The 19,848-nt window shown below is 66.1% G+C and carries 14 protein-coding genes; 8 read left to right on the top strand and 6 right to left on the bottom strand.

Translation table 11 applies throughout. The annotated features are described in order from the left end of the window. Position 1: 1 nt before the first annotated feature. The 5 genes from IHV25_RS06975 to IHV25_RS06955 form a co-directional block, all read right to left on the bottom strand. Positions 2 to 238 (bottom strand): MoaD/ThiS family protein, encoded by a 237-nt coding sequence (locus IHV25_RS06975; RefSeq protein WP_192534396.1) that lies wholly within the window; start codon positions 236 to 238, stop codon positions 2 to 4. Beyond that, on the bottom strand, positions 232 to 1,497 hold the full coding sequence (locus tag IHV25_RS06970) for a molybdopterin molybdotransferase MoeA (RefSeq protein WP_192534395.1): 1,266 nt from the start codon (positions 1,495 to 1,497) through the stop codon (positions 232 to 234). Before IHV25_RS06970 ends, IHV25_RS06975 begins: the two co-directional genes overlap by 7 nt. After that, positions 1,481 to 2,536, bottom strand: coding sequence for a bifunctional molybdenum cofactor biosynthesis protein MoaC/MoaB (moaCB, locus tag IHV25_RS06965; protein ID WP_192534394.1), 1,056 nt, complete (start codon positions 2,534 to 2,536; stop codon positions 1,481 to 1,483). The genes IHV25_RS06970 and moaCB overlap by 17 nt, the downstream gene beginning before the upstream one ends. 8 nt (positions 2,537 to 2,544) lie before the next feature. Beyond that, positions 2,545 to 3,540 (bottom strand): GTP 3',8-cyclase MoaA, encoded by a 996-nt coding sequence (gene moaA, locus IHV25_RS06960; RefSeq protein WP_192534393.1) that lies wholly within the window; start codon positions 3,538 to 3,540, stop codon positions 2,545 to 2,547. Positions 3,541 to 3,636: 96 nt separating this feature from the next. Next, positions 3,637 to 5,202: a nitrate- and nitrite sensing domain-containing protein gene (locus IHV25_RS06955; RefSeq protein ID WP_420825417.1), complete on the bottom strand. Its 1,566-nt coding sequence runs from the start codon at positions 5,200 to 5,202 to the stop codon at positions 3,637 to 3,639. 244 nt (positions 5,203 to 5,446) lie between these two features. Between IHV25_RS06955 and IHV25_RS06950 the strand changes: the two genes are divergently transcribed. The 8 genes from IHV25_RS06950 (at position 5,447) to hcp (ending at position 17,558) form a co-directional block, all read left to right on the top strand. After that, complete coding sequence (locus IHV25_RS06950; protein ID WP_192534391.1) at positions 5,447 to 6,772, top strand: MFS transporter; 1,326 nt, start codon at positions 5,447 to 5,449, stop codon at positions 6,770 to 6,772. Then, complete coding sequence (locus tag IHV25_RS06945; protein ID WP_192534390.1) at positions 6,769 to 8,157, top strand: NarK family nitrate/nitrite MFS transporter; 1,389 nt, start codon at positions 6,769 to 6,771, stop codon at positions 8,155 to 8,157. The genes IHV25_RS06950 and IHV25_RS06945 overlap by 4 nt, the downstream gene beginning before the upstream one ends. Positions 8,158 to 8,174: 17 nt before the next feature. Further along, positions 8,175 to 11,933 (top strand): nitrate reductase subunit alpha, encoded by a 3,759-nt coding sequence (locus IHV25_RS06940; protein WP_192534389.1) that lies wholly within the window; start codon positions 8,175 to 8,177, stop codon positions 11,931 to 11,933. Then, the gene (narH, locus tag IHV25_RS06935; RefSeq protein WP_192534388.1) at positions 11,930 to 13,501 is read left to right on the top strand and encodes a nitrate reductase subunit beta; all 1,572 of its coding nucleotides are present in this window, start codon (positions 11,930 to 11,932) and stop codon (positions 13,499 to 13,501) included. The genes IHV25_RS06940 and narH overlap by 4 nt, the downstream gene beginning before the upstream one ends. 2 nt (positions 13,502 to 13,503) lie before the next feature. Continuing rightward, a complete protein-coding gene (gene narJ, locus IHV25_RS06930) occupies positions 13,504 to 14,214 on the top strand; it encodes a nitrate reductase molybdenum cofactor assembly chaperone (RefSeq protein ID WP_192534387.1) in 711 nt (236 codons plus the stop codon). Then, positions 14,211 to 14,906, top strand: coding sequence for a respiratory nitrate reductase subunit gamma (narI, locus tag IHV25_RS06925; protein ID WP_192534386.1), 696 nt, complete (start codon positions 14,211 to 14,213; stop codon positions 14,904 to 14,906). The genes narJ and narI overlap by 4 nt, the downstream gene beginning before the upstream one ends. Positions 14,907 to 15,325: 419 nt before the next feature. After that, positions 15,326 to 15,763, top strand: a complete 438-nt coding sequence (locus IHV25_RS06920; protein WP_192534385.1) for an RrF2 family transcriptional regulator — start codon at positions 15,326 to 15,328, stop codon at positions 15,761 to 15,763. 133 nt (positions 15,764 to 15,896) lie between these two features. Further along, the gene (hcp, locus tag IHV25_RS06915; protein ID WP_192534384.1) at positions 15,897 to 17,558 is read left to right on the top strand and encodes a hydroxylamine reductase; all 1,662 of its coding nucleotides are present in this window, start codon (positions 15,897 to 15,899) and stop codon (positions 17,556 to 17,558) included. Positions 17,559 to 17,858: 300 nt separating this feature from the next. Here the strand turns inward: hcp and IHV25_RS06910 are convergent, their stop codons facing one another. Continuing rightward, positions 17,859 to 19,601, bottom strand: coding sequence for a sigma-54-dependent Fis family transcriptional regulator (locus IHV25_RS06910; protein ID WP_192534383.1), 1,743 nt, complete (start codon positions 19,599 to 19,601; stop codon positions 17,859 to 17,861). Positions 19,602 to 19,848: the final 247 nt, after the last annotated feature.

The raw sequence follows: 19,848 nt of genomic DNA, 5'->3' as shown, positions 1-19,848 counted from the left end.
CCTACCCTCCCGAAACGGGGGCGATAACCGCAAGGATCATGCCCGACGCAAGGCGCTCGTTTTCCTGAAGCACCCCCTCCTCGGTCGCAAACCGCGAGCGGGCCAACAGGGGATGGTTCATCTCCACGCGGGCAAACGCCGCCCGGAGATCGGAAACCCGCGCGCCGTCCGGCAGATCAAAACTCCGCTCGGCGACGGTGGAGCGAAACGGACCATACAGGTGAACCCGAACTAGCATGACACGTCTCCCGCAAGGAACTCGACCGGCCGGCCCGGAACAGGGGACGCAATCTCGACCGGAGTTCCGGCCTTCAGCGCACCCCGGTTCTCGGGCAGGACGGCCCAGCAGTTGGCCTGCAAGAAGGGATGGATCTTGAACGACTCCTGCCCCGGAAGCAGACGGACCGTCAGCCGGCAGCCGTCATCCAGAAACGCCCGGGCTTTCTGGAACTGGCGAAGGCCCGCAGCCTTTCCGGGCTCCGGCACATCGTGGGCAAGAACAGCCCGCGGCAGGATTTCCGGGACAAGGCCCGTCAGCCGTTCCAGAAGGGGCCACACAAAGAACCGGAAGCCCACCGCCGTGGAGACCGGATTGCCCGGAAGGCCCAGAAACGGAACCCCGTTGGGAAGGGAGGCAAACACGATCGGCTTGCCCGGCTTGATGGCGGCTTTCCGGAAACGGATCCGGGCCCCCAGACGCTCCAGGGACGCGGGAACAAAATCCAGAGCCCCCATGGACACCCCGCCGGTGGACAAAACCAGGTCGTCCACGCTCATGGCCTCTTCCAGAAGGATCTCGAACCGGGCCGCGCTGTCGCCGACCGAGCCCGCGTGACGGGGGACGGCCCCCGCGCTGTCCAGGGCGGCCGAGAGAAACGGGGTGTTGGCGTCGCGAATGTGACCGGGGCCGAGGGGCAGGCGAGGATCGCCGGCCACCTCGGCACCCGTGCACAGGAGACCGACCGTCATCGGGGAATGTACAGTTACGGTGTCGATCCCCAGCGCGGCGCAGGCCATGATCTGGGAGGGAGTCATTCGGGTGCCGGCCGCAGCGACCGGATCCTGGGGGCAGTAGTCCTCTCCGGGCTTCCGGATGTTGGCCCCTTCACGCACAGGCTCCGCCACGGCAATGCGCAACGGGCGGCCCATGGGGTCCACGGCCATGACCGTGACGTCCTCCACCCTCACCACCGCATCGCAGCCCTCGGGAACGGGGGCCCCGGTCATGATCTCGCACGCGCCACCGCGCACGGGCCCCGGCGTGCTGCCGGCGGGAACCTGGAACAGGACGGTCAGGTCAACAGGGGCCTCCAGCGTGTCCGCGGCCCGAAGGGCAAACCCGTCCATGGCCGCGTTGGCAAAGGAGGGCACGAACACCCGGGCCTCTAGGGCCTCCGAGAGGATACGCCCGTTGGCCACGCCCAGGGGGACCGAACCGGACCGCAGGCGCGGAGGAGTCCGCCTCAGGATTTCGAGAGCATCAAGATAGGGAATCATCCGACGGATCCTTTCCTTCGGCCGCACGGGACGGCTCGTGGTCCTTTCCGGCAATCATCTCCAGAGCATGGGGGAGGATGCCTCCGATGGCGGCCAGCCCCTCGCGCACGGCCCTCTCGCTTCCGGGAAGGGCGACAATCAGCGTGTTGCTCCAGACCACCGCGAGACTGCGGCTGAGCCAGGCGTTGGGCGTGGCCCGGGCGCCGTCGGAGCGCAGAAGCTCGCCAAAGCCCGGCACAGGGCGGGCTCCGGGAAGGCTGGACAGCACGTCACAGGTGATGTCCCGCTGCCCGAGCCCCGTTCCCCCGGTTGTGACAATCAGATCCACGCTCCCGGCTGCGATCATCAGATGGGTTCTCAGAAGCTCGTGGCTGTCGGGCAGCACCCGATGGCTCCGGACCCGGGCGCCCGCCTCTTCCAGAAGGGACTGCACTAGCGGGCCGGAGCGGTCCGTGTAGTGCCCCGCAAACGCCCGGTCGGACAGGGTCAGGACATCCGCCGCAACACTCCCGAGGGGGCGGGCGGGCGCCGGCAGCAGACGGGCCACCGCCGGCGGAACCCCTTGCGGATGCACCCAGAGCCCCTTCTTGCCCCCCTGCTTGAACAGCAGACGGGTTTCACCCAGGCTGAGGGCCGGCTCCACCGGTTTCGTCAGGTCATAGATCGTGAGAAGAGCGGCCAGAACACCCGCGAGCGCCTCCATTTCCACGCCGGTCCGGGCCTCGGCCACCGCGAGGCAGTAGACGCTCACAGAGTGGCTCGCCTTCTGTGGCTCGAACACCAGCGCAACATGGTCCAGCGCCACCGGATGGCACAGGGGAATGGCCTGCGACGCGTTCTTGGCGCCCTGGAGCCCGGCGATCTCGGCCAGCTTCAGGGCGTCCCCCTTGGGCAAGGTGCCGTCGCGCACATGCGGATAGGCGACCGGGCCCACATGGATGGAGCCCATGGCCAGGGCACGCCGGAGCGTCGGGCGCTTTTGGCTGATATCCGCCATCGCCCAGCCGGATGTGGTGAACAGTTCCGCTATACCCGACATCGGTCCTCCTATCCCCCAATGGACGCGAGGTGATCCGTCACGCCACTGTCCCCGCTTGCGAGACGGTGGCCTGCGGGCTTGAGAGCGAGGCTCCGAAGCACCGTGTGCTGGAGAAGGGGACGCTGGCGGTCCTCCTGAAGGTAGGGGCGAAGGGAAACACCCTCCGTTCCGAACAGGCACAAACGCAGCTCGCCCGTCGCCGTCACGCGCACCCGGTTGCAGGCTGTGCAGAAGTCCCGGGAATAGGGCGCGATGATCCCGACACGTCCCCGGGAGTCGGGGTGGGTGTAGACTCGCGCCGGCCCATCATCGAAAGCCCGGCCCTGCCGCACCCACCCCAGTTCCTCAAGCTGCCGGACGAGTGTGTCCGCCCGCAGATGATGACGTTCAAAAAACGCCGCGTTGTCGTGTGTGCGCATCAGCTCAATGAAGCGCACATCAAGCGGGCGATCCCGCGCGAGATTCAGGAAGGCCCCGACCTCGCGATCATTCACGGTTTTCAGAAGAACCGTATTGATCTTCACCCGCTCGAACCCGGCCTCCAGGGCCGCCTCCAGGCCTCCCAGCACCTGGTGCAGATGGTCAACCCCGGCGATCCGGGCAAAGGTCTCCCTGTTCAGACTGTCCACACTCACGTTCAGGGTCGCAAGCCCGGCCTGCCTCCAGATGCGGGCATTGCGCTCCAGGCGGTATCCGTTCGTGGTGAGCGCCACGGTCCGGATACCCGGAGTGTGCGCAGCGGTCCTGATGATCTCGGCAAAGTCGCTCCGGGTTGTGGCCTCGCCACCGCTCAGGCGCACCTTGCCCAGACCGATCCCGGCAAAACCGGCCAGAAGGCGACCGATTTCCCGGACCGTCAGAGGACGCCCGGAACTCCGGCTGCCGGACCCGTCCGGCAGGCAGTAGACGCAGCGGAACGTGCACGCCGGAGTCACAGACAGACGCAAGTAGGCCAGGCGCCGGCCAAGAGAATCAGTCGGAGCCGTCCGGGGAACGGAAGTCATGGTGTGCGTCCCTTCCGAGGTAAAGACGTCCTCATGACCCCACCATGCTCCCCGAAAAGGGGGCCGGGTTTGACCTGGATCAAATTCCCGATTTTTTTATGCGGGCTTTGCGGTCTCCCGGCTCGCACCGCCGGAGTTCTCACACGTGTCCCGGCTGGGGCACTCCGCGGACAGCGCAGGATCACAGTGACCGCACAGGGCCGAGAGGGTCGGGATCACCACCGTGTTGCTCTCGACGCGCCATCCCTTTGCCTTGAGGCGCCCCAGGGCCCGGGAGAGGGTCTCCCGCTTCATGTTCAGTCCGGAGGCCACCAGAGACTTGTCGTAGGGCAGCCGAATCGAGCGGGACACGCGCCCCTGGTCGTTCAGAAGGCCCAGGAGGAAGTTCCCCAGGCGGTCGTCCACCGACTGGAGGCGGGAGCTCTCGATCTGACGGATCATCTTCTGGGAATTGCTGGCCATGCTTGTCAGCACCCCGAGAGCCAGGCTGTTGCTGGAGCGGATCTGCTCGCGCAGAACCGGAGCCGGAAGGGACAGAAGGGTTGCGTCCTGGGCGACCTGGACGCTGGCACTCAGGGGCCGGTCCAGATAGACGGACGACTCCATCAGCGCACAGCCCTCGCCCAGCATCTGGAGGACCGCCTCCTCTCCGTCCGGCGTCGCCTTGAACACCTTCAGCCAGCCACTCAGCACGATATACAGGTGGTGGGGCTGCTCCCCCTCAAGGAAAAGCAGGCGCCCCTTCGGCAGGCGGCGAACGGCCCCGTGGCGCAAAAGCCCGGCCAGCTCGGCGCCGGACAGGGCCGCAAACAGGGGCAGGGCCCGGATGACGGCCTCCTCGCTCCTCTGGCACGTGACCGGCCAGGTGTGCCCCGGATCGGGAGAGGTACTGGGCTCCCCGGTGTGGGGCAGGGCCTCCGAGATCAGGGTTTCGCACGAGTGCAGCGCGTCCACCTTCTCGGTCAGCAGGTCGAACCAGATTTCCGGCTCGAGTCCCGGATCCCAGGCGCGCCCGGGTTCGCGTTTCAGGCGCCTGTGGATCTGCTCCAGGGTCTTGCCCGAATCCGTCTTCAGGGCGAGGGAGAGGCGCTCCCTCAACGCGTCCGGCGCACAGGACAGGAAGGCGCGCTCGTGGCTTTCCTGCTCGGTCAGCAGGAAAAAGATGCGCTCGAGGAATTCCTCGTTGGCGAGGGCATTGGTGGCCAGGCCCCGCCCGCCCAGCGCCCGCTCCAGCCCCACGGTGTCTTTCCACAGAAGCAGGTTTTCGTAGGCGTCCACGGACGAGACCGGGACAGCGCCGCTGCGGGCAATGCCCGTCATCAGCCGGATGAACGGCGCGATCATGGTGTGGGAGCACGTGCTCAGACACTCGGACGGAGACAGGGACAGGTCCGAAACCGCCCTTCGGAACGTGGCCAGGTGAGAGCGGGTCTCCCCCAAAGTCGTGACCGGGGACCGGTGTCCCGGATCCGGGCCGGTCGGGCCCAGCGCCTGAAGCCGGGATGCCAGATCCTCGAGGCCGCGGTTTGTCTGAAGGCGGGCCTTGTCCAGTCGGCCGGAAAACAGTGTGGAACGGGACGCAAGATAGAGGGTCGAGCACCCGCGTTCCCTTTGCAAACAATGGACAACGTTTCCCAACACGGTGAGGAGCTTCTTTGCCATTACACCCACCATATGTTAAAGATGTCCCCGTTAATGGCAGAGATTATAGTTCAATAACTGGCAAGACTCCAGAAATTACATGCGCAACGCCGAACCTCACCCGAATCTATCAGGCGTTGCGAATCGATTATTTGTAGAGTTTTACGAGATTCGGGATTTTGCATTTTTTTGACCTGGGTCACAGAACCGCGAGGCCCCCTGACGCACCGTGAGAAGCATCACGAGGCGTTAGAGGACAGAAGCGATGACACGACTTCAGGATCGGGCGACAGCACTGGTTGCCTCGACAGCGGCGTTCACGGTGTGTTTTGCGGTCTGGACGATTTTTGCCATCATCGGTGTCCGGATCAAGGAAGACCTGGGACTGTCCCAGACGGCCTTCTCCATCCTGATCGGAACCCCCATCCTCACGGGGTCGCTTGTGCGGCTTCTCCTGGGGATCTGGGCGGACCGCTATGGCGGACGGCCCGTCTTCGCCCTGGTGATGATCGCGGGAAGCCTGTCGACCTTCGCCCTCTCCTACGCGACCACGTACCCCATGATGCTTCTGGCGGCCCTCGGACTGGGGATATCCGGAGGCTCCTTCGCCGTCGGCATCACCTATGTGTCCAAGTGGTATCCACCGGAGCTCCAGGGAACGGCCCTGGGGATTTTCGGCATGGGCAACATCGGCACCGCGTTTACCAAGCTCCTCGTGCCGCTGGTCATGGCCATCAGCATCGGAGGGCAGGCCATCGGCTGGCAGGGAGCCGCCCGGATCTGGGCGCTGGTCCTGCTGCTGACCGCCGTCGGCTTCTGGGTCGTCACGAAGAATGAGCCGGAGCTCCGCTCCCGCAGGCACACGGGGAACCGGTGCAAGACCCTCAGGGAATCCCTCAGGCCCCTGCGCCATCTCCAGGTCTGGCGGTTCTCGCTCTACTACTTTGTTGTGTTCGGGGCGTTCGTCGCGCTCGCCCTCTGGCTGCCCGACTATTTCCACGACCAGTACGGAATGAGCCTGCCCCTGGCGGGCGCCCTTGCGGCCACCTTTTCCATCGCCGGGTCCGGCTTCCGCGCCCTGGGGGGCTGGATGTCAGACCGGTACGGCGCCCGGAAGGTCATGTACTGGACGTTCGCGGTGACGGGCATCTCGTGCTTCCTGCTCAGCTACCCGCCCACGGACTATCTCGTCCACGGCATCGCGGAAACCAAAGCCTTCTCCATGGCCACCGGCGTCATCGGCTTCACCGTTCTGGTGTTCTGCCTTGGCCTGTTCATGTCCTTCGGCAAGGCGGCTGTCTACAAGTACATCCCCCACTACTACCCCGATGACGTGGGCGCGGTCGCCGGAATCGTGGGCCTGGTCGGAGGGCTGGGAGGCTGGATCCTGCCCATCTGCTTCGGCCTCATGAACGACCTGACCGACATCCGGACCAGCTGTTTCATGCTCCTGTTCGTCCTGATCATGGTGTCCCTGATCTGGATGCACATGACCATCCGCAGAGCAGAAAAGCGGATCCATCCCTCGCTGGATGGCCCGAAAGACCTGCCCGAGTTTGACCCCACCAAACCTCAGGACGTGTCCCCATGAAAACCAGAACAGCTCTTGCCCGCCGGGTTCCTGAAATCCCGGCCCCAAGAACAGATCTCGCCCGCTGGGATCCTGAAGATCCGACCTGCTGGAACGCGGGCGGACGCACCGTCGCCTGGCGGAACCTCTGGATCTCCACGTACTGCCTTCTGCTTGCCTTTGCTGTGTGGGTCATTTTCTCCGTCGTGACCGTGCACCTGGACCAGATCGGCTTTCGCTTCGACAAGTCCCAGCTGTTCCTGCTGACCGCCGTTGCAGGGCTTTCGGGTGCCACGTTCCGCCTTGTGTACTCGTTCGTCGTGCCGATCTTCGGCGGGCGGAACTGGACGGTCATCGCCACCGCGCTCCTGCTGGTCCCGGCTGTGGGCGTCGGCATTGCGGTCCAGAACCCCAACACGTCGTTTGCGACCTTCCTTCTCCTGTCCGCAAGCTGCGGCTTCGGGGGCGGCGCCTTCTCCTCGTCCATGGCCAACATCAGCTTCTTTTTCCCCAAGCGCGAGCAGGGAACCGCCCTGGGCCTGAACGGGGGCCTTGGAAACCTGGGGGTGAGCACCCTCCAGTTCCTGGCGCCCATGGTGATCACGGCCGGGGTCTTCGGTGCCCTGGGCGGAGAGCCCAGGATCACGCCCGACGGCCGGGAGATGTGGCTCCAGAACGCGGCCTTCGTCTGGGTTCCGCTGATTGTCCTGGGGGTCGTGGCCGCCGCCTTTGGCATGAACAACCTGAAGAGCTCGGCCACGCCCCTGTCCGAGCAGCTGGTGATTTTCCGGCGCAAGCACATGTACCTCACGACCTGGCTCTACATCATGTCGTTCGGATCGTTCATCGGCTACTCGGCGGCGTTCCCCCTTCTGATCAAGGACCAGTTTCCCGAGGTCAACCCCCTCGCCTACGCGTTCATCGGACCGCTTCTGGGGGCGCTGATCCGCCCGGTGGGCGGCTGGATCTCCGACCGCCTGGACTCCGGCGCCCGGGTCACGCTTGTGACCTTGTTCGTGATGATCGGCGCCGTCCTGGGGGTGATCTGGTTTCTGACCCCCGAGCACCGGAGCTTCCAGGGGTTCTTTGCCCTCTTCATGGTCCTTTTCATCACCACCGGCGTGGCCAACGGGTCGGTGTTCCGCATGATGGGGGTCATTTTCCCGCCCCGGGAAAAGGCCCCGGCACTGGGCTTCTCCGCCGCCATCGCGGCCTACGGAGCCTTCATTCTTCCCATGGTTTTCAGCGGGTCCATCCGCCTCACGACGGTCACCGACGCGAGCGGTGCTGTCGTGTCCCCCGGCTCGGCCCTGCCGGCCCTGTGGGGCTTCATCGCCTACTACGTCACCTGCATCGGAGTGACCTGGTGGTGGTACGCCCGGAAAAACGCTGAAAAGCCCAGTTGAGGGAGCAGGAGAGACACATGAGTCACATTCTCGACAAGCTGACCTACTTCACCCGCAAGGCCCCGGAGAAATATTCCGGCGGACACGGGATCACGACCGACGAGAACCGCCAGTGGGAGGACGCCTATCGCGGACGCTGGGCCCACGACAAGATTGTGCGCTCCACCCACGGGGTGAACTGCACCGGCTCGTGCTCGTGGAAGATCTACGTCAAGGGGGGGCTGGTCACCTGGGAAACCCAGTTCACCGACTACCCCCGCACCCGCCCGGACCTGCCCAACCACGAGCCGAGAGGCTGCCCGCGCGGAGCCAGCTACTCCTGGTACCTCTACAGCGCCACCCGCCTGAAATACCCCATGATCCGCTCGCGCCTGCTCAGGCTGTGGCGCAAGGCGCGGGAGGTGCACACCGACCCGGTCCTGGCCTGGGAGAGCATCGTGACCGACCCGGTGAAGACCGCGTCCTACAAGACCGCCCGCGGTCTGGGCGGCATGGTCCGCGCCGACTGGGACGAGATGAACGAGATCATCGCCGCATCCAACATCTACACGGCGAAGACCTTCGGTCCGGACCGGGTGTGCGGCTTCTCGCCGATCCCGGCCATGTCCATGATCTCGTATGCGTCGGGGACACGCTACCTGTCCCTGATCGGCGGCACATGCCTGTCGTTCTACGACTGGTACTGCGACCTGCCGCCCTCCTCCCCCCAGGTGTGGGGCGAGCAGACCGACGTGCCCGAGAGCGCGGACTGGTACAACTCGTCGTACATCATCGCCTGGGGCTCCAACGTGCCCCAGACCCGGACCCCGGATGCGCACTTCTTTACCGAGGTCCGCTACAAGGGCACCCGGACCGTGGCGGTCACGCCCGACTACTCGGAGGTGGCCAAGCTCTCCGACGAGTGGATTGCGCCCCGGCAGGGCACCGACGCGGCCCTTCTGATGGCCATGGGGCACGTCATCCTGACGGAGTACCACGCCCGGAACCGCTCGGAGTACTTTGACGACTACTGCCGCCAGTACACGGACATGCCCTTCCTGGTGCGTCTGGACAAAAAGGCCGGTGGCCTCCACGTGGCCGGGCGGACCTTGCGGGCCTCCGACATCAAGGGCGCCCTGGGGGCGGACAACAATCCCGAGTGGAAGCCGGTTCTCTGGGATTCCGTGACCGACAGCCTGAAAATCCCCAACGGCACCATCGGCTCCCGCTGGGGCGAGAAGGGGCGCTGGAACCTGGAGATGAAGGACGAGACCACGGGTGCCGAGATCTGGCCGACCCTGAGCCTCGCCGAGCGCCACGACGTGATCGTCGAGGTCGGGTTCCCCTATTTCGGCAACATCCCCAGCGACCAGCTCTTCGATCACACGAACCACGAGAGCATCCTGAAACGCCGGGTTCCGGCGCGCCGGGTGCTTCTGGCGGACGGCACCACAGCCCTTGTGGCGACGGTGTTCGACCTGCAACTGGCCAACTACGGCGTGGCCCGCGAGGTCTGTGGCGATCCGCCCCTGTCCAGCGACGGGGACGAGCCCTACACCCCCGCCTGGCAGGAGAAGATCACCGGCGTGCCGCGGGAGACCGTCATCCGTGTCGCGCGCGAGTTCGCGGACAACGCGGACCGCACCCGCGGGCGGTCCATGGTCATCCTGGGAGCGGGTATCAATCACTGGTACCACATGGACATGGCCTATCGGGGCATCATCAACCTGCTGATGATGTGCGGCTGTATCGGGAAATCCGGCGGCGGCTGGTCCCATTACGTGGGGCAGGAAAAGCTGCGCCCCCAGACGGGGTGGCTGCCCCTCGCCTTTGGCCTGGACTGGCACCGGCCGCCGCGCCAGATGAACTCCACCTCGTTCTTCTATGCCCACACCGACCAGTGGCGCTACGAGAAGGTGGGGGTGGACGACATCCTCTCGCCGCTTGCGGATCCGAAGAAATGGGAGGGTCAGACCCTCATTGACTGCAACGTCCGGGCCGAGCGGATGGGCTGGCTCCCCTCCGCTCCCCAGTTCCAGGAAAACCCGCTGAGGCTCACCGCCGAGGCCGAGGCCCAGGGCCGGGATCCCAAAGAGTATGTGGTCTCCCGCCTGAAAGACCGGTCCCTGGCCCTGTCGTGCGAGGATCCGGACAACCCGGCGAACTTCCCCCGGGTGCTGTTTGTCTGGCGCTCGAACCTTCTGGGCGCCTCGGGCAAGGGGCACGAGTACTTCCTGCGCCACCTGCTGGGAACCCAGAACTCGGTGATGGACCGGGACCTGGGCGAGGCAAACGCGCCCAAGCCCTCCGAGGTGGTCTGGCGCGACGAGGGCCCCAGGGGAAAGCTGGACCTGCTGGTGACCCTGGACTTCCGTATGTCCACCTCGTGCCTGTACTCGGACATCGTTCTGCCCACCGCCACCTGGTACGAGAAGAACGACCTGAACACCTCGGACATGCACCCCTTCATCCACCCCCTGTCCCGGGCGGTGGACCCGGCCTGGGAGTCCCGCTCGGACTGGGACATCTACCGGGAGATTGCCCGCCGGTTCTCGGAGATGTGCCCCGGACACCTGGGGCTGGAGAAGGATCTGGTCGCCCAGCCCATCTTGCATGACAGCCCGGGGGAACTGGCCCAGCCCTTCGGCCCCGAGGACTGGAAAAAAGGCGAGGCCGAGCCCGTTCCCGGGCGGACCCTGCCCAACCTCACGGTGGTCGAGCGCAACTACCCGGACACCCACCGCAAGTACACCTCCCTTGGCCCCCTGATGAAAACCATCGGGAACGGCGGCAAGGGGATTGCCTGGAACACGGACGCGGAGGTGGACTTCCTGGGACGCCTGAACGGCGTGTGCGCCGACGAGGGCGTGTCCTGCGGCCTGCCGAAAATCGAGACGGACATCGACGCCACCGAGGTGGTCCTGTCCCTCGCGCCGGAAACCAACGGCCAAGTCGCCCTCAAGGCCTGGGAGGCCCTGGGCGTCTTCACCGGGCGCGACCACACCCACCTGGCCCGGCCACGGGAGGACGAGAAACTCCGCTTCCGCGATCTCCAGGCCCAGCCGCGCAAGATCATCTCGTCGCCGACCTGGAGCGGTCTCGAGGACGAGCACGTCTCCTACAACGCGGGCTACACCAACGTCCACGAGCTGATCCCGTGGCGAACCCTCACGGGGCGCCAGCACTTCTATCAGGACCACGACTGGATGAGGGACTTTGGCGAGGGCTTCTGCGTCTACCGGCCCCCCGTCAACACCCGCACCGTGGCCTCGGTCATCGACACCCTGGGCAAGGACCGAAAGCAGGTCGTGCTGAACTGGGTCACGCCCCACCAGAAATGGGGGATTCACTCCACCTACAGCGAGAACCTCCTGATGCTCACCCTCTCGCGCGGAGGGCCCATCGTCTGGATGTCGGAGACGGACGCCCGCAAGGCCGGGATCCGGGATAACGACTGGATCGAGTGCTACAACGCCAACGGTGCCGTTGTCGCCCGGGCGGTGGTCTCCCAGCGCGTCCCCGAGGGGCTCGCCATGATGTACCACGCACAGGAGAAAATCATGAACACACCGATCTCGGAGACAACCGGGAAACGCGGCGGCATCCACAACTCGGTGGTCCGGATCATCCTGAAACCCACACACATGATCGGCGGCTACGCCCAGCTGGCCTACGGCTTCAACTACTACGGAACCGTTGGGTCCAACCGGGACGACTTCGTCGTGGTGCGCAAGATGGACACGGTCGAGTGGCAGGACGAGCCCGCCCTGGTCGCAACGGTGGAGGAGACACCATGAAAATCCGGGCCCAAATTGGCAAAGTCCTCAATCTGGACAAATGCATCGGGTGCCACACCTGCTCCGTGACCTGCAAGAACGTCTGGACGTCGAGAGCCGGCACCGAGTACGCGTGGTTCAACAACGTGGAATCCAAGCCCGGGGTCGGCTACCCCGTGGACTGGGAAAACCAGACGCGCTGGAACGGCGGCTGGACCCGGCTGAAGAACGGGGGCATCCGCCCCAAATCCGGGCACAAGCTCTGGCTTCTGGCCAAGCTGTTTGCCAATCCGGACCTTCCCCGGATTGACGACTACTACGAGCCGTTCACCTTCGACTACGACCACCTGCAAAAGGCGCCGGAGGTGTCCACGCCCCCGACCGCGCGCATGCGCTCGGCCATCACCGGCGAACGCATGGAAAAGCCGCTCTGGGGCCCGAACTGGGAAGAAATCCTGGGCGGAGAATTCGAGAAGCGCTCCCGGGACAGCAACTTCGAGGGCATTCAGAAGGCCATTTACGGCCAGTTTGAACACACCTTCATGATGTATCTGCCCCGGCTGTGCGAGCACTGCCTCAATCCGGCCTGCGTGGCGGCCTGTCCCTCGGGCGCGATCTACAAGCGCGAGGAGGACGGGATTGTCCTCATCGACCAGGAGAAGTGCCGGGGCTGGCGCATGTGTGTGTCGGCCTGCCCCTACAAGAAGATCTACTTCAACTGGCAATCCGGCAAGTCCGAGAAATGTACCTTCTGCTACGCCCGCATCGAGAACGGGGATCCGACCGTCTGCTCGGAAACCTGCGTGGGGCGGATCCGGTATCTGGGCGTCCTGCTTTACGACGCGGACCGGATCCGGGAGATGGCCTCGGTCGAGGACGAACAGGATCTCTACCAGGCCCAGCTGGACATGTTCCTGGACCCCCATGACCCCAAGGTCATCGCCCAGGCCCTCCGGGACGGCGTCCCCCACAGCTGGCTGGAGGCGGCCAAACGGTCTCCGGTCTACAAGATGGCCCTGGACTGGAAGGTGGCCTTCCCGCTTCACCCGGAGTACCGCACCTTGCCCATGGTCTGGTACATCCCGCCCCTGTCCCCCGTCCAGAGCGCCTTCGAGGCCGGACAGATCCCCGCCTCGCACGACGGGATCCTGCCGGATGTGAACAGCCTTCGCATTCCCGTTCGCTACCTTGCGAACCTTCTCACGGCGGGGCGGGAGGCCCCGGTGGTCGGGGCCCTGGAGCGGATGATTGCCATGCGCATGGTCATGCGCAACAAGACCGTCAACAACGTGAGCTCCGACCCCATCCTGGAGGCAGCGGGACTCACCGAGGCCACGGTGAGCGACATGTACCGGATCATGGCCCTCGCCGCCTACGAGGACCGGTTTGTGGTCCCCACGAACCACACCGAGTATTCGGGCCCCACGCCGTTTGACGAAGAACTCGCCTTCGCCCGGCGCTCGGAAAGAGGCCTCGCGTTCGGCAACCGGGAGTCGGAGGGCCAGACCCGGGCCTCCCTGTTCGGCTCGCCGACCCACGCGAACACCATGAGCGGCCGCCCGCCCCCGTCCACAGGCCGGAGGAACTGACCATGGAGACGTTCCGCATTCTTGGCCTTCTTCTGGATTACCCGAATGCCGAGGTGGTCGCCGCCGGCCCGGCCCTGATCGGGCGCCTGGCCGAAGAGGGGCTCCTCCACGGGGATCACCTCCGGGCCCTGGGGCTTTTCGTCGAGCGGCGGATGACCACCGACCTGCTGGAGATCCAGGAGGACTACGTCCACACCTTCGACCGGACCCGCTCCCACTGCCTGCACCTGTTCGAGCATGTCCATGGGGAATCCCGGGACCGGGGGACGGCCATGGTCGCCCTGCTCCAAACCTACGAGGACAGGGGCCTGAGCCCGGACAGCCGCGAGCTGCCCGACTACCTTCCCCTCTTCCTGGAGTTCCTCTCCCAGTGCTCCCCGGAGGAGGCCCGGGAGTTCCTGGGGGATGCCATCGCGATTGTGGCCCTGATCGGTCAGCGCCTGCGGGCAAAGGCCTCGCCCTACGCCTGCGTGTTCGACGCGCTTGAAAGCCTGTCGGACAGGGCCCCGGACGAGGTGCGGGTTGCCGCGCTGGGGCACACCGCCGGGGAGCGGCCCGACGACCGGCCCGACGACCGGGATGAACCCGACGCCAGCCGGGATGCCAACAGCGCGCTCGAAACGCCGTGCTTCCCGATTGGCACCGCCTCGCACCCCGGCGCTCCGTCGGGTGGTGTTTCGCCCTCGCCTCTCAAGGCTGGAGGTTTCCAATGATCCAGAGCTATCTGCACGAGTTCTTCTTCGGCTACTTCCCCTACCTCTGCCTGAGCGTGTGCCTTGTGGCCACGATCATCCGCTACGACCGGGAGCAGTACACGTGGAAGGCCGACTCCTCCATGCTCCTGAGAAGCCGGGGCATGGTCATCGCCTCGAACCTGTTCCACGTCGGGATCCTCTTCCTGTTCCTGGGGCATGCGGTCGGGCTCCTGACGCCCCATGCGGTCTACGAGCCGTTCATCAGCGCGCCCCAGAAGGCCTTTCTGGCCATGACGGCGGGGGGAATTGCCGGAATCGTCTGCCTTCTGGGGATGTCGTGGCTTCTGTACCGCCGGCTGTTCGACCCGCGGATTCGGGCGACCAGCAAACCCATGGACACCGTGGTTCTGGTCCTTCTTTACCTCCAGCTTCTTCTGGGACTGGGCACCATTCCCTTCAGCGCCCGGTCTCCGGACGGCTCCTCCATGATGGCGCTGGCGAACTGGGCCCAGTACATCCTGACCTTCCGAAGCGGGGCCGCAGACCTGATTGTCCACGAGCCCTGGGTGTTCAAAACCCACATCGTCCTGGGACTGCTGATCATCGGCCTGTTCCCGTTCACCCGCCTGGTTCACATGCTGTCGGGCCTGACGGCGCCCGTCCGCTACCTGATCCGCTCGGGGTTCCAGATTGCGCGCAAGAGAGGCTGAGCCCCCGGCGGGGCTCCCCGCCTGCGCGCCCGTGTTGATCCTGTCCGCTCGGAGCGGGCCCTTTCGGGCAGGATCCAATGTGCAGGACCCTTGGAAACCTGCACAGCGTGTTTTTCCTTTCCTGGCTCCGGTCGGGTTTCGGGGCTGAGCCGGGAAAACAGGAGAAACCGCATCGCCCCCGTTCCTAAGTTCTGACCCTCGGGAGCGGGGAACCTCCAACCCTGTGCGGGAGACCCTCCGGGATCCTGTGCAGGGTTTTTTTCTGCCCTTGAAGCCCGGAACCGCACGCCTGAGCGGGTGCCCGAACGCCCCCGGCCCCGACCCAACATTAATTCGTACCTCGAGGTAATCAATAAAGTTGACCCCGGGGTCATTTTAGAGGAAGGTGCTTCCAGTACGAGGCTTCCCCGGGGGTTCCCATGGTTTCGCTTTCCCGCTCGACGGCTTACGGCGTTCTGGTTCTTGCCGCCCTTGACCCGCAGGGGCAGGAGTACCGGGCAGCGGCCGATGTCTCGGCGGAGGCCAACATTCCCCGCCCCTACCTGTCCAAGATTCTGGCCCGCCTGCAGGAGGCCGGACTTCTGGAGGGCAAGCGCGGGCGCGACGGCGGCCTGCGGCTTGCCCGCGAGGCACACCGGATTTCCCTTCTGGATGTGGTGCACGCCATAGACGGGGAGGACTGGGCCGACCAGTGTCTTCTGGGACTGCCGGGGTGCTCGGGAAGCTGTCCGTGTCCCGTCCACGCCTTCTGGTCCGGGATAAAACCCAGGATCGAGGAGGTCTTGCAGACCACGTCCATCGACCGAGTCCGCGACTTTACCGACGCCGGCTGGAAAATGACCGCCAGCGGCGACTGACGACCGGCGCCCGAAAACCCGACCCGCCGCCCCGCATTCGCACTTTCACGCCTTTTACCCTTCGCCGGACCCGGTTTCCCGCGAAAACCCTTTCGCTCGCCCGCGTTCCGGCCACGTTCCAGGAGAGGTTTCCATGCTGTGCTTCCAGTGTGAACAGACCCGAAATGAAACCGGCTGCACGTCCATCGGTGTGTGCAGCAAGACACCCGAGACCGCCGCGCTGCAAGACCTTCTGGTCTATGCCTGCCGCGGCCTGGCCCGCGCCGTCCTGCACTCCGGCGTGTCCGGACCGGACCGGCAGGCCCAGGTCACCCGCCTCCAGGAGGGGCTGTTTGCCACCGTCACCAACGTGAACTTCGACGATGCGGTCCTTGCCCGCATGATCCAAACGACCATCTCCGAGCGCGACGCCCTGCGCCGGGCGAAAAAGGGAGGCCCGTGCTCCGGCGGGCAGGACTGCCCGGGAGCCGCCAGCTTCCTGCTGCCCGAGACCCTCGAGGGCCAGATGGCCCTGGCGGAAACCATCGGCATCCAGGCCCGCCGCACAGCCTTCGGAGAGGACATCGTCAGCCTCCAGGAGCTGCTGACCTACGGCCTGAAGGGCATGGCGGCCTACGCCCACCACGCCGCCGAGCTGGGCTTCCACGATCCCGAGGTGGATGCGTTCATGCTGGAGGGCCTGGACGCGCTGAACGACCCCGCCCCGTCCCCCGACGGGCTGCTGGCTCTTGTGATGCGCTGCGGCGAGGCCAGCCTCAAAACCCTGGCCCTTCTGGACCGGGCCAACACCATCAGCCTCGGCCACCCCGTCCCCACCCGGGTCCGGATGGGCGCGGTGCGCGGAAAGGCCATTCTGGTGTCCGGCCACGACCTTGCGGACCTGCGGGCCCTTCTGGAGCAGACCGAGGGGACCGGCATCAACGTCTACACCCACGGCGAGATGCTGCCCGCCCACGCCTACCCCGAGCTTCGCCGCTTCCCCCACCTGGCGGGGCACTTTGGCGGCGCCTGGATGCTTCAGAAGCGCGAGTTCCCCCAGTTCCCCGGCCCCATTGTCATGACCACCAACTGCCTGATGCAGCCGTCCCCCGAGTATGCGGAGCGCCTGTACAGCCGGTCCGTCGTGGGCTGGCCCGGGATCCGGCACCTTGCCACCCGGGACTTCTCCGAGGTCATTGCCGCTGCCCGCGCCCTTCCCGGCTTCGAGGCGGACCAGGAGCCGGTGCGGTTCCACTGGGCCGGCTTCGGACACAAGACCGTGACAGACGTCGCCGGCACGGTGGTCGAGGCGGTCAAGAAAGGGGACATCCGGCGCTTCCTGCTGATTGGCGGGTGCGATGGCGCCAAGCCCGGCCGCAACTACTTCACCGACATGGCGGAGCAGGCGCCCAAGGACTGGATCATCCTGACGCTGGGATGTGGGAAGTTCCGGCTCACGGACCTGGACGCGGGGGAAATTGCGGGACTGCCGCGCCTTCTGGACATGGGCCAGTGCAATGACAGCTACTCGGCCATCCGGGTGGCCCAGGCCCTGGCCGAGGCCTTCGGGACTGACGTCAACGCCCTGCCCCTGTCCCTGGTGGTCTCCTGGTACGAGCAGAAGGCGGTGACCGTCCTGCTGGCCCTGCTGCACCTCGGGATCCGCAACATCCGCCTGGGGCCGAGCCTGCCCGCGTTCGTGTCCCCGGGGGTGCTGAAGGTGCTGGTGGAGACGTTCAACGTCATGCCCGTGGGCCCCAGCGCCGCCGTGGATCTGGCCGCGATCGAGGGCGGAACCCTCCAGCCCGCCGCCTGACCCGGGCTTCCGGATCCCCCCCCTGCGTCCCTGCCCGGGGGGACGCAGACGTCGGGGACGGGGCGGCCCCATCCCCCGCCCTCCCCGACAGGACCGTCCGGCGCCTCCGCCGGGCGGTCCCGCCCGACACCCGCGCAACCTGACACCGGCGCCTGGGCCACTCCCACGCCAGGCCCCCGGGAACCCGGCGCCGCCCAACACCAGCGCCGCCCAACACCCGCCCAGCCTTTTCAAGCAGGAGCTCTCCCGTCTCCCCCTCACCCGCGCGGTATCCGCCCGGCGGACCGGAGACGACGGCATTCAAATGCGGAACAGGCGGTAGTCGATCGCGTACTTTTTCAGCCGCAGACTGAAGGCCCGGCGTGTCACCTGAAGCAGGGCCGCCGCCCGGGTGACATTGCCCCGGCTCCGGGTCAGGGCATCGACAAGGGCGCTCCGCTCCAGGTCGGCCAGCCTGCTACCGGACAACGCGGGTGCAGGGAGCCCGTTTCCCGGACCCGACCCCGGGCCCGAACCCGCACTCCCGGAGAACAGCAGAAGGTCTCCGGGACCGATCTCCGGGCCGTCACACAGGATGACCGCCCGTTCAAGCACGTTCTCAAGTTCCCGCACATTTCCGGGCCAGTGATGCTGCACGAGCAGGTCTTGCGCCGCTCGCGACACGCTCAGGGCGGGTTTTCCATGGGAGCGCGCGAAACGCCGCAGAATGCTCCCGGCAAGGGGCAGGATATCCTCCCGCCGCTCCCGAAGGGGGCAGACCGTGATGGGAAACACGTTCAACCGGAAAAACAGGTCCTCGCGGAATGTGCCCTCCGCCACCATCCGCTCCAGATCCCGGTTGGTCGCCGCCAGCACCCGGACATCCACCTCGACCGGGCGAGTGCCGCCAACGCGCTCGATCGTCTTTTCCTGAAGAGCCCGCAGGAGCTTTGCCTGCATGAGGAACCCAAGATCACCGATCTCGTCGAGAAACAAGGTGCCCCCGTGGGCCCGCTCGAACAGGCCCTTGCGGGTGGCCACCGCCCCGGTGAACGAGCCCTTCTCGTGACCGAACAGCTCGCTTTCCAGAACCGATTCCGGCAGGGCAGCACAGTTGACCGCAACGAACGGCGCATCGGGGTTCCGGCCGCCCTCGTGAATGGCCCGGGCCACCCGCTCCTTGCCGACACCGCTCTCCCCCAGGATCAGCACCGTTGTCGGCGCGGGGGCGACCTTTTCAATCAGCCGGAAGAGATGGGTCATGGCCGGAGCCGTGCCCAGCATGCACGCCGGACCGGATACCGGACCGGACGGCGCACCGGACGGCAGCGCGGGGACCGGAACGGCCCCGGTTCCACGCACAGGGGCCAGGACAGTGAGGGCCCCATCGGTGGACTGTGGCGGTCCTGCCCGTCCTCCGGATCCGGGAGGGAGCGACGGGACCGAAGGCAACGGGGGCGCAGGCAGCGAAACGGGATCCCAGCCGTCAGCCCCGGCCGCCACGTGGGGGGCCAGAAGGCAGGCCACAGCCGCCACCCGCTCGATGTCCTGGCACACCGGATCCTCGGCGTCATAAAGAGCGGCAACGGACACGACGCCCTCGACCCGGCCCCGAAACAGGATCGGAACACAAAACTGAACCGGACTGGGGTCACCATCCAAAGACAGGGCACCGGCTTGCAGGAGATAGATTTCCTCCCTGGAAATCGGGGCCGTGAACCGGGGGCGCCCGCTCTCCCGGGCCGCCCGGATCAGGGCCCTTCCCGGAAACAGGAAATCCCCCGACCGGCACACCGCCCGCCGGCCCACGGTCGCCTGGAAACGGACCCGGTCCGTCTCCCCCTCAAACAGCTGAACGGCCGCACACGAGAAGCCCAGATCGCGACAAAGAAGCGCAAGAACGTCCTCCAGCGCCTCGGACAGGGGCCCGAAGCGCGAAAGCCGTTCGGCAACGCGGAAGAGAAGAGCGTGGGACCGGTCCCGGGGCCGGGTCCACAAACCCGGGAAAAAGGCCGGGCCCGAGCGATCCTCCTCACGCAAGGCATAGGAGCTCTGTCGGTACATCCCTGTGATCCATCCGGCACGAGGGGGCGGCTGGGTTCAGGCTACGCCGCCCGGTCCGGGGGGACAAGGGGCGTCTGCGGTCCCTTTCGCACTTTTTTGTACGTTTCTGACGCAGGTGTTCCGTTTCGTACTCTTTTTCGCTCGGAAAGCCCGCCCGGAGCCGGTTTTGCGGGAGTCCGCGGCCTGGCATCAATCTTGCTGTTAACCGGCACGCACACCGTGCGCCAAGAATCCCCGGCCCTGTTCC

Origin of the sequence: Phaeovibrio sulfidiphilus, assembly GCF_014861485.1 — a bacterium.
In the GTDB taxonomy this organism is placed as follows: domain Bacteria; phylum Pseudomonadota; class Alphaproteobacteria; order Rhodospirillales; family Rhodospirillaceae; genus Phaeovibrio; species Phaeovibrio sulfidiphilus.
Note: the sequence above shows the minus strand (reverse complement) of the source record. Positions and strands in the feature narration are given on the sequence as shown.

Bases quoted from the DNA above. Each gene is read 5' to 3' on its own strand.
- IHV25_RS06975 (WP_192534396.1), bottom strand. From the start codon at position 238: ATGCTAGTTCGGGTTCACCTGTATGGTCCGTTTCGCTCCACCGTCGCC.
- IHV25_RS06970 (WP_192534395.1), bottom strand. From the start codon at position 1,497: ATGATTCCCTATCTTGATGCTCTCGAAATCCTGAGGCGGACTCCTCCG.
- moaCB (WP_192534394.1), bottom strand. From the start codon at position 2,536: ATGTCGGGTATAGCGGAACTGTTCACCACATCCGGCTGGGCGATGGCG.
- moaA (WP_192534393.1), bottom strand. From the start codon at position 3,540: ATGACTTCCGTTCCCCGGACGGCTCCGACTGATTCTCTTGGCCGGCGC.
- IHV25_RS06955 (WP_420825417.1), bottom strand. From the start codon at position 5,202: ATGGCAAAGAAGCTCCTCACCGTGTTGGGAAACGTTGTCCATTGTTTG.
- IHV25_RS06950 (WP_192534391.1), top strand. From the start codon at position 5,447: ATGACACGACTTCAGGATCGGGCGACAGCACTGGTTGCCTCGACAGCG.
- IHV25_RS06945 (WP_192534390.1), top strand. From the start codon at position 6,769: ATGAAAACCAGAACAGCTCTTGCCCGCCGGGTTCCTGAAATCCCGGCC.
- IHV25_RS06940 (WP_192534389.1), top strand. From the start codon at position 8,175: ATGAGTCACATTCTCGACAAGCTGACCTACTTCACCCGCAAGGCCCCG.
- narH (WP_192534388.1), top strand. From the start codon at position 11,930: ATGAAAATCCGGGCCCAAATTGGCAAAGTCCTCAATCTGGACAAATGC.
- narJ (WP_192534387.1), top strand. From the start codon at position 13,504: ATGGAGACGTTCCGCATTCTTGGCCTTCTTCTGGATTACCCGAATGCC.
- narI (WP_192534386.1), top strand. From the start codon at position 14,211: ATGATCCAGAGCTATCTGCACGAGTTCTTCTTCGGCTACTTCCCCTAC.
- IHV25_RS06920 (WP_192534385.1), top strand. From the start codon at position 15,326: ATGGTTTCGCTTTCCCGCTCGACGGCTTACGGCGTTCTGGTTCTTGCC.
- hcp (WP_192534384.1), top strand. From the start codon at position 15,897: ATGCTGTGCTTCCAGTGTGAACAGACCCGAAATGAAACCGGCTGCACG.
- IHV25_RS06910 (WP_192534383.1), bottom strand. From the start codon at position 19,601: ATGTACCGACAGAGCTCCTATGCCTTGCGTGAGGAGGATCGCTCGGGC.